Origin of the sequence: Vibrio owensii, assembly GCF_002021755.1 — a bacterium.
Lineage (GTDB): Bacteria > Pseudomonadota > Gammaproteobacteria > Enterobacterales > Vibrionaceae > Vibrio > Vibrio owensii.
The window spans coordinates 523431-536808 of record NZ_CP019960.1 but is presented as its reverse complement, the minus strand read 5'-3'; the positions used below and the strand labels follow the sequence as shown (position 1 = coordinate 536808).

Sequence of the window (13378 nt, the reverse complement as noted above, 5' to 3'; positions counted from 1 at the left end):
ACTTCAGAGTTTATTTTAAGACCAATTCAATACAGGGTAAACTCATAAGTTTACCTGTTTGTATCAATTTGTTAGATTGGCTGGAACTCATAAAGGAGAGAGACCATGGCACTCATAGAAGAAAAGCGTTTAGCCATTATTATTGCGGCTAAAGAAGAGTTTATTGAACATGGGTTTACCAAGGCGAATATGGATAGAGTATGTGCGTCTGCAGGGGTATCAAAGCGAACTCTTTATCGTCACTTTAAGAGTAAGGAAGTATTGTTTGAGTCGATACTTGCCATCATCAAATCAAGCGTCGATGAAAAAAATCATTATCCGTTTGATGCACATAAGAGCCTGACTGAACAACTGACAGCCATAACTCGGAGTGAAGTGGAAATTCTTTACAAAACTTATGGAATTCCCTTTACTCGTGTGGTGATGGCTGAATTTTTGCGCCAACCAGAAATGGCTCAACAAATCATAACAAAGCTGTATCGTTCTCACGTCCTAGCGAAATGGTTTGAGGAAGCCCAACAGGCCAATGCAGTACAACACATTGATAGTGCTTTGCTTTCTAATACATATTCTAGCCTGTTCAATGGTCTGTTTTTGTGGCCATTCGTGTTCAACATGAAACCACTTCCATCCTCAGACGAGATAGAGCAGAAAATCGAACATCTTGTTTTTGTTATCTCAAGCACCTGTGAAGCATCAATTCAACGTTAGTTAAAGTGATACTTCAGCAACTAAAACAACTCAGAAAGCTGTTCAACCAGAGCATCAATCTTACTCAGCGCGACATTGCCGTAACCTAAGACTGCACCTTGCCAATCTCGCGTTCTAAAATCTGAATGCTCATAAAAACTCATCGGACGCAGCACAATACCTTTAGACTGAGCACGCTGCGTCCATTCGTGTTCATCAATACCCTGCTGCCACTTTAAAGTGATATGGAGACCAGCAGCCTGACTGATCACCGCAACTCTATCGCCAAAGTGCTTTTCAACCGCCAAACACATCTGCTCATGCTTAGTTTTGTACAGTCGGCGTATTCTTCGGATATGACGTAATAACCCACCTTCAGTAATAAAATCTGCCAACGCTTCTTGTGTGTGCGTAGGTGAATCACCACTCAACGCATCTTTAACCACTAAACATTGCTCCACTAAACCTTCAGGAACCACAAGGTAGCCAAGCCGCAAGCCGTTAAACATCACTTTACTGAAAGAACCCACATACAACACGCGATCGTCTCGACCCATTTGAGCCGCTAGCCCTTGTAAACTGGTATAGGGGCGATGAGCAAACTGGAATTCGCTGTCATAATCGTCCTCGATGATCCAGCGTGACTGTTCGACTGCCCAGTTGATGATCTTCCCTCTTTGCTCGGTATTGAGTGTGGTGCCCATCGGATATTGATTACTTGGGGTGATATACAGCGCATCGGCATCGCTTGTGGTCACCGCTTCCACATCAAAGCCTAGTTTCTCTCGCACGAATAAAGGCTCAAATTGATACTGCTGGAATTGAATCAACTTCCGCATTTGCGCGTAACCCGGTTGCTCCATCAGAACCTTATCGCCTTGCTTGAGAACAACCATCGTCGCAATCGACAACGCTTGCTGCGCCCCAGAAGTAATAATGATGCGCTCTGGGGAGCAATTCACAGAGCGGCTTGATGCAAGGTAGTCAGCTAGAGCACAGCGTAATGTCCAACTGCCCTGAATATCTTGATTCCCCAACAAGCAGGGGCGGGAGAGATGGCGAGCAAGTAACTTTTGCCATTGCGCCATCGGAAACGCTTCCAAATCAGGCACACCCGGTGCAAATGCGCGGTTGATATCAAAGTTGGTTTTCGGTGAAGAGTCCGTCTTGATTGAACTCGGTTCAGGTAGATACTGCTCCGGCAGTTCTACGGCAACATAAAAACCCGAACCTTTCTGACTGTTCAAGTACCCTTCCGCCACTAACTGCTCGTAGGCTGAAATTACCGTATTCCGACTAAGATTAAGCTCTTGTGACAGCTTTCGTGTAGACGGCAATTTCCCATTCTTCGCCCACAGTCCTTGAACAACCTTTTCGCGGATAGCAAAAAACAACGCTTGCTGACGCGTTCCATCACTTTCTTTTAAATGCAGGTCACCGATATCAATCAAAGACAAACTGGATCCACCCATTAGTTAAAACTGGCTCTCTTTAAGCTACCAGTTAAACGCTACATTGCAATCAGAGATTGAGGAGCAAGTGCTCGTCGATGTGAGCAAATAAGGAGAAAAGATGTTATCCAATACCAATAGAACGGAAATTAAGAAAGGCGTACATAAAGCCGTCTCTGATGTTAGCAAACTGCACGCCATCATAGATGAAAGCCTGATCGCTCATATTGCAATAACCAACGAGTCTGGCCCTGTAGTTATTCCCATGTTGGCATGGCGTGTCGATGATTACGTGTATATCCATGGTGCCAACAACAGTCGATTGTTACGCTCACTCAAACAAGGAGTGCAAACGTGCCTTACCTTTACTTTGTTTGATGGTTGGGTATTAGCTCGAAGTGCATTTCATCATAGCGCGCATTATCGTAGCGCCGTGGTCTTTGGTCAGTTTGAGGTTGTGGATTGTAACCAAGAGAAAGACAGATTACTGAATCACTTTATCGAACAGATCGCTCCGGGGAGAACCGAAGAAGTCCGTTTGAGTAATGAGAAAGAACTCAAAGCCACCATGCTACTGCGTATTCCACTCACAGAAGCATCAGTGAAAATCAGCAATTTTGGCGTCAATGACGATGCGGAAGACATGGACATTCCTGTTTGGGCTGGTGTCTTGCCCTACCGAACCATCGTAGGCCCACTGCAAGCTTGTGACGATTTGTATGAAGGTATCGCTGAGCCAGATTACCGCAGTGCCTACCCTAATCGTTGGCAGGAATAAGTACCGTAAAACGTGCACCGCCTAAGTGGCTCTCGCCGACAGAAAGTTCCCAACCTAATTGCCTCGCTGCACTGGTAGCGATGGCAAGTCCTAAACCAAAACCTTTCACGTCGGCGTTGCGGCTTTTGTCTAAACGAGAAAATGGAACAAACACTTCTTCTCGCATCGCTTCCGGGATGCCCGGACCATCATCTTCGATATCAACAATCCAGAAATGCTCAACCGATCGAATCGTCACCTCAACGCAAGATTCACCGTAACGTTTTGCGTTCTGCAGCAAGTTATCGAGGACAAGGTTACCTAAAGTCGGTTGCAAGTGAATGGATTGATACGCGAGTTCATTTTCTACCGTCAGCTTGGCGAACTCTAAGCCTCGGTAATTCATTCGGCTTTTGCACCAAAGCGGCAGTTCAATGGTTTCAACAGAATCACTCAAAGAATGGTTTTTGACGCTCAAACGAGACAGCATGACAATGTCGGACGTTAAATCCGTCACGACATCAACGTACCGTTCAATATCATCATGCAACTCTGCCTGCATTTCACCGCTGGTGCGCCTTGCTAAATCGGTCGCTAACTGAATTCGGCTGAGCGGAGTGCGAACTTCGTGAGGGATAGCTTGGGTAAAGATGTGTGTCTGACGTACTCGCCTCTCTATGTCTTCTGACATGTTGTTGAAGCCTTGGGCAAGTTCTTTCACAGGTTGCGAAAATTGCTTCAGATCGACTCGCGTATTCAACTCACCAGATCCAAATTGTTGTTGTGCGGCCGTCAGCTGTCGGATCTGGCGATCAAGGCGGCGTACAGGTATGTAAACCATGACACCTAAACTGCACACCACAGTAAGTAACAGAGTGAGAACGAAAATGATCTCAGAATCTTCATCCCAATCGATATCTGGACTGAAAAAGTCACGCTTTTCTTTAAAGACCAAGCTCTCTGACGTATTAGGAAGCGGGAATACCGCAGCGTAGATACTGTCATCGATTAAATAAACGGGTACCCCTTGCATACGATAAAGCAACTCGCAATCCAAGCACGGTGGTGAGCCATCCCAGTTGTTCAACAATGTGAGGTCGAAGATAAAGAAATCTTGTTTTCCGTTGGCGGTGAGCTTTTTGTACAGTGAATCGGGTGAGCCTCGCTGCTCAATATACTGGTCAACAAAGTAAGCTCCGTCGCTTAAGAAGATACCGGCTTCTGTTTTACGCATGTACTCGTCGCCCATGAAAAGGAACAACGCGACCGTTAACGCGAGGCCAGTCACCAACCCCACGTAAAGACGAGTAAACATGGAAAACATGCGCTACTTCCCTGTGAGCATATAGCCGCGATTACGCACGGTTTTTATGGTTGCGGTATGGATATGAGCCTTGGAAAATTTTTTCCTGAGCGAGGAGATTCGCATGTCAATTGAACGATCGGTAATGCAATATTCAATACCTCGTGCGAGACGGCAGCATGACTCTCGGGAGACCGGCTTATCTACGTTGAGCATTAGGAGCTCTAGGATCTCAAACTCAGAGTCTGTGAGATCGATGTCTTGTTCCAAGTAGTAAGCTTTGGAACGACGTGTGCAGAGGTCAATACCATATCGACTCAATTCAGTCTCTTCTACGGTATCCACTTGGCGGCGATAGCGGCGCAACGCGGCTTCAATGCGAGCGAGCAGAATATTACCTTTGATCGGTTTGGTCAGGTAATCATCAGCCCCAAACTTAAACAAGCTGACTTCACTCATCTCATCATCCGTTGCGGTTAAAACAATGATGATACCGTGGTAGAACTCTCGCGCCTCTTGGCATATTTCCGCGCCATTTTTGCCGGGTAGCATCAAATCTAACAGCACTAATTCCGGCTTGAGTTCCTTAATCGCCTCTAACGCGTTTAGACCATTATCGACCACTGTGACTAGATAGCCTTCCGCCTCTAGATACATTTTGGTTAGTCGAGCAATCTCAGAATCATCCTCTACTAGCAAGATTTTATTGCCACCCATGAACCATTCACTCCATCTATAAAACAGAAGAAGTATATCGTTCGTTTTGTAGGGCGCAACCCACATACACGGCACTTTTTCCTACAAGAGATCGCTTACAAACACTTACAAACCATACATTTATAAAAGCCAACCACACTAAAAATAAGACAATTAGAGTAAATCACCAATTTATAAATCAAAGACAGAACATTAAATAATTAAAACCAACCATGACAATATATAAATCCTTTATTATTTTGGGTTTATCGAATTAAAAACCTTACAACAAAACATTTCTAATCATTATGACTCAGCTTGCTCATATAGACAGATTTTTCTGTTCCCCCTAAATTCCCACCGAACCCTCAGCCTGTGAGTAATACAAAAATGAAATTCGCTCGATTAACGCCTTTAGCCATGTTGTGTGCGGTTAGCCTAACAGCTTGCGGTGGTAGTGACTCAAATTCGAAAACCTCGACAACCACACCTCCAACGCCACCAACCCCAACATTGAACACCGTTATTATCCCTACTGCCGTTTCTACAGAATTTCCAGCCGAGTTAAAAGTAGCGGCAGATGCTGGCTTCACCCACTATGTAAAAATCTCCCTTTCTGAAGCAAACAGCGACGATGCATTTCACATTGTGGCGGTTGATGACGGTGTGAATAATGAAAAAATCTTTCGTGCCGCAAAAATCATCCAACACCTACTCACAAACCAACCGGATTCAAAGTACGGCGCCGACAAGTCTGGTATCGCTAAGACATTAGCCGACCGTGATGCGACACTAATGCTGACAGCAAACGATGACCAGAATAACGAAATGCTAACCAAGATTTTTATTGGTGAGCTACTTCGTCAAGGCAAGCTAAATGATGCCGTCGCAGACTCAGGGTTATCTCAATCTTTTGATACCAGTTCACTAGACAAGTTTATTGCTGACATGATGGCACTTAACGAAGACGACATGGACACATTAGTGGAGTCTTTGATAACGACACTAATGAGCAGCAAAGACACGCCAAACTGGCTCATGAACAGCCAATCTCTAATGTACCGAGAACTCACGGTTGAAGGCGATTGCCATTACATGAGCAACTTTGCTGATTACTGTGCCAATCTTGGCAACCACGCCGACCGTGATGCCGCTTTTGAAGAAATTCTACACTTGGTCCAAGCGCAAGGCATTGCACCTAACGCGTCGACTGCGACACTGCAAAACGACATTCAAGCTCATGCGTTAAGCATCTATAACGATATCCAAGCTAGCAAGCCAACGGTATGGCGCCCTACACAAGATGATTGGGAAGATTGGGAATCAGACGACTTCGATCCAGAACGTGTTAAGCAAACAGGCCCTTCTTATTCTCACGAATATTTTGCTGCCGCTTTTGAAGCGTACATGGGCGTAGCAAAAGCAAACGGGCAAGGCTTAGACGGGTACCAAGCATTAACGCGTGAGGAAATGCAAACCCAAGATCCACAAGCGGTTGATTGGATTAGCGGCTTATTCCACGGATATTTGCAATACACTGCAAACATCGATTCTGCAGGCGTCAAGCTTTACACAGAGAAAACGAATCCGGGCACGGTGCCTACCTTCCGTATGTCACCAAACAAAGACGGTTTGGTAGAAGCGTACACCTACAAATCTCAGTGGCTGACAAAAGTGAAAATCGTTGGCGACGACGCAATGAATGTCATCGGTAATGACCAAGACAATACGTTTGAAGGCAACAACAAAGACAACAGCATTTATGGTGAAGGCGGCGTCAACACCTACATCGTGCCGCACAAACTGGCGGAATGTATCGTAATCAAAGCGAAGAACGTCTCTGTTGAGTGTCCTAGCACAGGCACTGACGAGCTATACGACATTCAGAACATCCAATTCACCGATCAAACTTTAGATGTAACCAAGCTATAAACAATGAAAAACATGAAGAAACTTACTTTACTCGCTCCTCTATTCCTTGTTGGTTGTGGTGGCCTTGCTGTCATGGATCGTACTGATGCAGTAAAAGCGCAACCAGAAATGTTGGTGAAAACCGACGGCGATTTTTGGGGATTCGGTGCAGATGGCCATTTTGATTTTGCTGGCAAGTACAAAGGTAAATATTCACGCAGTGCTTCAAACTCAAGCTGGTTCAATCGCATCTCATTTAAAGAAGGCGCAATGGGCGCAGAAGTAACTCGCATAGACAGCGGTGAAACTTGGCTCCTAAACTGCACAGGCGGCGGCATGTCGGTTAACTACATGGGCGTTGATTTTGGTGGCAACGATCCATACACCTGTGACATTACTCAAGATGGTAAAAAAGTCGGTGAGTTTGCGATGGAGCCAAAATCTGCACTTATCGACATCAGCCTTGAGAAAAAAGAGACTGGCGTCGTTCGAGTTGGCAACACACATTTCAATGTGGAAACCGTACACACGAGCCCTGATTCCATGATGGCGGTAGACATTCCATTGGGTTACAGCTTCAAGCAAGGCACACAAGAAGTAGCAGCAGTGCAGACGAACGGCACAATTGCCGTACAGATGTTGCCAGAGCTTAACGATAAACAAAAAGATGTGGTTGCCATCGGTGCTGTTGCGAGTGCACTGAGCTGGCGCCCTGAAGAATAAGCGGCTAAATTACGCACAAAAACCAAAGCCCTCAACTTAGAGGGCTTTTTTGTTAATACACGCCTTGTCAGACTATTTTTCTAGTCGCGCTGCATACTGTTTCGGTGTTAAGCCTCGGTGCTTTTTGAACATGCGATTGAAACTCGCCACATTGGTGTAGCCAAGCCGCAGTGCAATATCGTCAATACTATTCTGCTTACTCAACAACTCTGCCGCGACATTACTCAGTACATAGCCAGACACGGTTGAAAAGTTAAGCCCTAATTTGTGTAAGCGGCGTTGAAACTGCTGCTCGGACAAACCCAACAATGTAGAAACGCGTTCAAGTGTAGGAAGCCCATAATGGCTACTGTAATTCACCACTTCATAAATCACTTTCAGCTCATCTTCTGGATCAGGCATGTTGAGTAAATCATCCAAATCGGAAAAACTCATCGCTAAACGGTTGTCTTCACGATGATTTACCTGTCGCGAAGCAAGACGGTCATCGCCGTTAATCCATATTTCTGTCTTGGGTTGGCTCCATTCCACTTCACAGCCAAAGTACTCTTTATAGAGCGCACTGTTTTTCCTAGAGCCAGAAATCATCACTCGCAAGGGTTGATAATCTTCACCCAAAAACTCGCGTAAGATTTTGATCATGAATATTGCACAACGAATGCTGTCGTGCACTTTCACTGAGGTTTCAATAAAGGGATTATGATAGGTCCATTTGATGATTTTTCCGGATTGTTCACCCGCAAAGAAGGCACCAGATTGAAGATTACTCGTACCATAATTGACTCTTCGAATCGTGCTAGCTAAGTCATTGCCAGAAAACAGCCAACGCCCCACAGGGCCAAGCTTTTGCAGCTCAATGTCTCGGCTAAGATTTAATATCACATCAGGGTCATTGCTTCGCTCTTCAACACGTCGATACCATTCGGACACCGCCCTCAACGGAATTAAACCCATCGGGTTATGAAACACCGAAGCAGGTATACCAAGCTCATCTGAGCTCAAATTATACTTAGATAACGCAAGGTTATTCATGTTTAAAATACCCATGGCGCGAATAAACCGAACTGTTCTCATAACCAATCACATCAAATTTAATCCTCTAGTGATTGAATTTGTCACAAAGACTCACCTATTTCAATTCCAGATCACAATAAGCCAACAGTTTGATAGAGGAGTGTTTAATGAGTTTACTGAGTGTCCCATTTGTCGGAACCGGCGCAGATACAGCGTTGCATGTCGTTGCTGCCGTCGTTTTAATCGCGAGTGTTGCAGGCGCGTGTTACGGCTTTTGGAAAATCCATGAGTTGCCAATTAACAAGGCACATAGCAAAGACCACCATCAGATAGGGTTGATCACCGCCCTCACCTGGATAGGTTTTGTCTGGCACTGGGTATGGGTGCTAGCCGTGATTTTTGCATTCGTTGATATGGAAAAAGCCATCATCAATCTGCGTGATACATGGAAAAGTAAACCGCAAACAGAAGCACAGCCACAAGAGGAGGCGTAATGTTAGAAGGTTTAGCGGTTTGGGCACTCTTCATCTACTTGCTGCGTTTAGTCGGCATGCCCTGGAACAAAGCGACTAAATCGTTCGCTTATCTTGGCGGTTTGGGTTGGCTGATGTTCGTATGGGTGGGCTTGATTAACTTCACACCGATGGATTTGTCCGGCGGTTCAGTGGTGCAATCTCCTCATGTTCAATTGCGTCCAGATTCAACGAACGTGAAAGGCAAAGTTGATCACATTTACATCAAGCCGAATCAACAAGTTGAAAAAGGTCAGCTCATTTATGAACTTGACCCAACGCAATACGAAATTGCATTAAATCAAGCGAACGTATCCGCTGATTCTGCTCGCGTCGCATTAGCGACAGCAAAAGGCGACATCGAGATTGAAGAAGCTAACCACGAAGCGCTAGTGCAAGATCTGGAAACATCAAAGAGCCAATTGGAAGCCGCGAAAGTTGACTACAAATTGCAGAAAAAGATGCTAGATCGTTATGTTGAGCAAAACCGAGTGGTGCAAAACACCATCACGGAAAGCGACATCGACAAACAGTCGAGCACAGTAGACATGGCTCGCCACAATGTGTTGACTCTTGAATCTCAAATCAAGAAGAAACAAGTCGATATTTCACGTGCGAAGCTGGCGATTCATAAAGCGGAGTTAGCGGTTGAAACGAAACAGGCAGAATTGCGTCAAGCGGAAGAGCAAATTGCAAAAGCACAATGGGATTTGAACAGCACCAAAGTGCATGCTCCTAGCGACGGCTTTGTGACTAACTTTATCCTGCGTGAAGGTCAGCGTGTATCAGCAATGCCGCGTATTAATATGTACACCAACGAGAAGTACGTCCTGATGCGAGTGAACCACCAAGCGATTCGCAATATCAAACCGGGTCAACCTGCGGAATTCTCCTCTTCGGTTTATCCAGGTAAGATCTTCTCAGCGACCGTCGAGGGTATTGTTGAGGCAACAGGTGAATCACAAGGTAACCTAATGGGGTTCGATGACTCTGTTCGCGTAACAACTGGTAAGAACTTGCAGAACAAACACCACTTTGTTCGTCTTAAGATTGATGAGCCAGAAGGCTACGACATCCCTGTTGGCTCTGTTGGCCTTGCATGGGTCAGCGGTGAAAAACCGATAGGCTTCATGGCCTTCTTGGATGTGATTCGCGGGATCATTATCCGAATGAAGTCTCAACTGTACTTCTTCTACTCTATCTAAACTCACAAACCGCCAGTTCCGCTGGCGGTTTTCTTTTCATTTGTATCCAAGCACGTACTTTTCCCGTATAACAATTAGTTAGTAAACAACGGAGAAGATTCATGTCGGCAAAGGAAAGAAGCCTACCTACCCATCGCATCTCAAGATTCAGCAAGTTCGCTTCACTTGCTACCCGTGTCGCAGGCAATGTGATTGCAGAAGGCACGAAGCAGATCGCCAAAGGCAACAAACCAAAAGCGAAAGACCTATTGCTGACGCCGCAGAACATCGCGCGCTTAACCGACCAGCTCGCCCATCTGCGTGGCGCCGCAATGAAACTCGGTCAAATGCTGTCAATGGATGCTGGTGATGTGCTTGAACCAGAACTCGCCGATATTCTCTCGCGTCTTCGCTCCAACGCAGACCCAATGCCAGCGAAGCAACTGAACGGTGTTATGGAAGGTTCGCTTGGTGCTAACTGGAAAGCCGAGTTCCTCTCCTTTAACTTCAAACCTATTGCTAGCGCCTCAATCGGACAAGTGCATCAAGCCTACAGCGATGCAGGTGATAACCTAGCCGTCAAAGTGCAATATCCGGGTATACGAAAAAGCATCGATAGCGACGTCGATAATGTCGGCACACTACTCAAAGTCGTTGGGTTGATTCCGGAGTCCGTCGACTACAAAGGACTGCTCGAAGAAGCGAAAAAACAACTGCATGATGAAGCAGATTACGCACGAGAAGCGCAGTTTGCCATTCGTTATCATGACGCTTTGAAGGAACACCCTCATTTTGTGGTGCCGAAGATTCACACCGAAAGTTGCTCAGACTCCGTTCTCGCGATGGAATTCATTGATGGCAGCCCGATTGAGCAAATCGAACATTATGATCAGAGTACGCGAGATTTTGTCATGCACAGCCTACTCGAATTACTGTTTCGGGAGCTGTTCGAATTTAAGATGGTGCAAACCGATCCCAACTTCGCCAACTACTTATATATCGAAAACACTCGTCAAATCGGCTTGCTAGACTTTGGGGCGACCCGCGAATACAGCGAACGATTCAGTACTGGCTATCGTCAAGCTTTTGCATCTGTCGTAAATAATGACGAACAAGGCTTGAATGATGCGCTTGAACAAATAGGTTTCTTCAGCCAAACCATACTACCAGACCAGCGCCAAGCGATTCTCGATCTCGTGAAAATGGCATGTGAACCCATGTTGGTCGATGAGCCGTATGATTTCAAAGCTAGCGGTTTAGCACAAAAGCTTCGCGAGGCTGGCACTATTCTAAGCATGGAGCAAGAGTACTGGCACACGCCACCAGCCGATGCCCTATTCTTGCACAGAAAAATCGGCGGTATGTACTTACTCGCCGCTCGCATTGGCGCAAAAGTGAACATTCGCCAATTGGTCTCACCTTACCTACAGATAACTGACCAATAGGCTATTGTTTTTCTGCTATTTTCGAGTACCTTGAACAGCTGCCTATAAGAATAATCTGACTGTCGGGGTGCTCGGTGAGTAAGTTTCAAGACCTCTCCACTCTAATCGAACAAATTGTCCAAGCAGACGAAGCGGAACAAGTCACCGCTTTGAATGATTCTATCGAATGCGGTCTCGAGCCCGGTGCGGTTGCATTGATCCTCGAAGCTTTCCCGATCGATGATCGTGTGCGCTTGTGGCGTGCGTTGCCTATGGAACTGCACATCGATGTGCTAACCGAAATGCGTGCAGAAGTGCGTCTTTCGATCATCGAAGCGCTTTCTGAAGTTGAGTTAAAGCTTACCTTAGCCAAGCTAGATAACTTATCTCTGATCGAATGGGCAGACTCTCTGCCTGAAGAGTTCATCAATGAAGCGTTAGAGCTGATTGAGAAAGACGAACTCGACCTCTACGATCAAGCAAATGAATACGAAGACGAAGAACTTGGCCGCTGGGCTGAGCGTAAGATCATCACCCTCCCTTTTAATATCACGGTTGGCAAAGCTCGACGCCTAATGGAGCGTTACAGCTACGATACACCGCAACAAGTGTATCTCATCAACCGTAAGAAACAGTTTCGTGGCGCGGTGAACTACTATGAAATCTTGCGTAGTGAGGAAGACGTTCGCCTTAAAACCTTAGCGATAGAGACCGTCACCGTACTCGACAGTAAAATGGAGTTACCAGAAGCGGTCGAAGCGCTAGAGCACAGCCCTCTTCCTGCTTTGCCAGTGACGGATGCTGACCAAACCTTAATTGGGGAAGTAGATTGGCAGTTTGCTCTGAGCACGCAACGTGAAATCTACGAAGCACGCTTGATGGCGGGTACCGGTATGGATGAGGGCGATGACTTGTTCGCGCCTATTCTAAAAAGCTCGCAAAAGCGCGGCGTCTGGCTCGGTATCAACTTACTGACAGCGATTCTAGCGTCTGTCACTATCGGTTTGTTTGAAGACGTCATTTCACAAGTGGTTGCTCTTGCTGTTCTGATGCCAATCGTCGCCTCTATGGGTGGTATTGCGGGCAGTCAAACACTGACCTTGATGGTTCGTGCTATGGCATTAAATCAGATCACCCCAGGTAACCGTTTTGCGCTGCTTAAAAACGAACTGGGTATCGGCTCTCTTAACGCTTTATTGTGGGCGCTGATCATCGGTGGATTAGCAGGACTTTGGTTCCAATCTCCCGTTCTAGGCGGAACCATCGCGTTAGCCATCATCGTCAATATCGTTACCGCAGCATTATTTGGCGTTCTGATCCCTATTGTTCTGGATAAACTAAAGCTAGACCCAGCCTTGGCAGGTTCAGTCATCCTGACGACCGTTACTGATGTCGTCGGTTTCTTTGCTTTCTTGGGTACTGCCAGCCTAGTAATGTTGTAAAAATGATTGCCCTAGTTAATTAATTCATCATTAGCATATTAATTACAAATTGCAATCCGCATTTGCATTTTGCAATTAACACAATAAATTAGGCAACCTATATCACAGAAACCGCGTTTTTACGGTGGTTTTAAAGTTGGCACGCTAACTGCATTATCTAAAATGACCCTTCTTAAGCCGAGGGTCACCTAGCCAACTGACGTTGTTAGTGAACTTGAATTTGTTCACAAGTATATAAGCCAATCGCACTCTTTGCGGTTGGCTATTTTTT

12 protein-coding genes are annotated in these 13378 nt (G+C 45.8%); 8 read left to right on the top strand and 4 right to left on the bottom strand.

The features are described 5' to 3' along the window. The first annotated feature begins 105 nt into the window (after positions 1-105). Positions 106-711: a TetR/AcrR family transcriptional regulator gene (locus A9237_RS19005; protein ID WP_078609114.1), complete on the top strand. Its 606-nt coding sequence runs from the start codon at positions 106-108 to the stop codon at positions 709-711. Between the two features lie 20 nt (positions 712-731). Here the strand turns inward: A9237_RS19005 and pdxR are convergent, their stop codons facing one another. Beyond that, entirely contained in the window at positions 732-2162 is a 1431-nt protein-coding gene (gene pdxR, locus A9237_RS19000) for a MocR-like pyridoxine biosynthesis transcription factor PdxR (protein ID WP_078609112.1), read from the bottom strand. A gap of 100 nt (positions 2163-2262) precedes the next feature. Between pdxR and A9237_RS18995 the strand changes: the two genes are divergently transcribed. Further along, positions 2263-2919 (top strand): pyridoxamine 5'-phosphate oxidase family protein, encoded by a 657-nt coding sequence (locus tag A9237_RS18995; RefSeq protein ID WP_078609110.1) that lies wholly within the window; start codon positions 2263-2265, stop codon positions 2917-2919. Here the strand turns inward: A9237_RS18995 and A9237_RS18990 are convergent. Both A9237_RS18990 and A9237_RS18985 read right to left on the bottom strand, forming a co-directional pair. Further along, entirely contained in the window at positions 2900-4222 is a 1323-nt protein-coding gene (locus A9237_RS18990; RefSeq protein WP_078609108.1) for an ATP-binding protein, read from the bottom strand. The genes A9237_RS18995 and A9237_RS18990 overlap by 20 nt on opposite strands. A 3-nt stretch (positions 4223-4225) precedes the next feature. Next, a complete protein-coding gene (locus tag A9237_RS18985) occupies positions 4226-4918 on the bottom strand; it encodes a response regulator transcription factor (protein WP_009704784.1) in 693 nt (230 codons plus the stop codon). A gap of 369 nt (positions 4919-5287) precedes the next feature. On the opposite strand from A9237_RS18985, the gene A9237_RS18980 reads away from it, so the two are divergent. Together A9237_RS18980 and A9237_RS18975 are read left to right on the top strand one after the other, a co-directional pair. After that, positions 5288-6829, top strand: a complete 1542-nt coding sequence (locus A9237_RS18980) for a hypothetical protein (RefSeq protein ID WP_078609105.1) — start codon at positions 5288-5290, stop codon at positions 6827-6829. A 12-nt stretch (positions 6830-6841) separates the two neighbouring features. Further along, positions 6842-7531: a VV20781 family protein gene (locus A9237_RS18975; protein ID WP_038893570.1), complete on the top strand. Its 690-nt coding sequence runs from the start codon at positions 6842-6844 to the stop codon at positions 7529-7531. 72 nt (positions 7532-7603) lie between these two features. Here A9237_RS18975 and A9237_RS18970 read toward each other — a convergent pair whose 3' ends face one another. Further along, on the bottom strand, positions 7604-8605 hold the full coding sequence (locus tag A9237_RS18970) for an AraC family transcriptional regulator (RefSeq protein WP_005442451.1): 1002 nt from the start codon (positions 8603-8605) through the stop codon (positions 7604-7606). A gap of 107 nt (positions 8606-8712) precedes the next feature. On the opposite strand from A9237_RS18970, the gene A9237_RS18965 reads away from it, so the two are divergent. The 4 genes from A9237_RS18965 to A9237_RS18950 all read left to right on the top strand — a co-directional run bounded on the left by A9237_RS18965 (position 8713) and on the right by A9237_RS18950 (position 13107). After that, entirely contained in the window at positions 8713-9039 is a 327-nt protein-coding gene (locus tag A9237_RS18965) for an MFS transporter (RefSeq protein WP_005442452.1), read from the top strand. After that, complete coding sequence (locus A9237_RS18960; protein WP_005442453.1) at positions 9039-10262, top strand: HlyD family secretion protein; 1224 nt, start codon at positions 9039-9041, stop codon at positions 10260-10262. The genes A9237_RS18965 and A9237_RS18960 overlap by 1 nt, the downstream gene beginning before the upstream one ends. A 101-nt stretch (positions 10263-10363) precedes the next feature. Then, a complete protein-coding gene (locus A9237_RS18955) occupies positions 10364-11686 on the top strand; it encodes an ABC1 kinase family protein (protein ID WP_045417049.1) in 1323 nt (440 codons plus the stop codon). 74 nt (positions 11687-11760) lie between these two features. Then, positions 11761-13107: a magnesium transporter gene (locus A9237_RS18950; RefSeq protein WP_009704789.1), complete on the top strand. Its 1347-nt coding sequence runs from the start codon at positions 11761-11763 to the stop codon at positions 13105-13107. Positions 13108-13378: the final 271 nt, after the last annotated feature.

Coding starts and splice junctions, on each gene's coding strand:
- A9237_RS18995 (WP_078609110.1), top strand. CDS start 2,263: ATGTTATCCAATACCAATAGAACGGAAATTAAGAAAGGCGTACATAAA.
- A9237_RS18960 (WP_005442453.1), top strand. CDS start 9,039: ATGTTAGAAGGTTTAGCGGTTTGGGCACTCTTCATCTACTTGCTGCGT.
- A9237_RS19005 (WP_078609114.1), top strand. CDS start 106: ATGGCACTCATAGAAGAAAAGCGTTTAGCCATTATTATTGCGGCTAAA.
- A9237_RS18980 (WP_078609105.1), top strand. CDS start 5,288: ATGAAATTCGCTCGATTAACGCCTTTAGCCATGTTGTGTGCGGTTAGC.
- A9237_RS18985 (WP_009704784.1), bottom strand. CDS start 4,918: ATGGGTGGCAATAAAATCTTGCTAGTAGAGGATGATTCTGAGATTGCT.
- A9237_RS18955 (WP_045417049.1), top strand. CDS start 10,364: ATGTCGGCAAAGGAAAGAAGCCTACCTACCCATCGCATCTCAAGATTC.
- pdxR (WP_078609112.1), bottom strand. CDS start 2,162: ATGGGTGGATCCAGTTTGTCTTTGATTGATATCGGTGACCTGCATTTA.
- A9237_RS18990 (WP_078609108.1), bottom strand. CDS start 4,222: ATGTTTTCCATGTTTACTCGTCTTTACGTGGGGTTGGTGACTGGCCTC.
- A9237_RS18965 (WP_005442452.1), top strand. CDS start 8,713: ATGAGTTTACTGAGTGTCCCATTTGTCGGAACCGGCGCAGATACAGCG.
- A9237_RS18970 (WP_005442451.1), bottom strand. CDS start 8,605: ATGAGAACAGTTCGGTTTATTCGCGCCATGGGTATTTTAAACATGAAT.
- A9237_RS18975 (WP_038893570.1), top strand. CDS start 6,842: ATGAAGAAACTTACTTTACTCGCTCCTCTATTCCTTGTTGGTTGTGGT.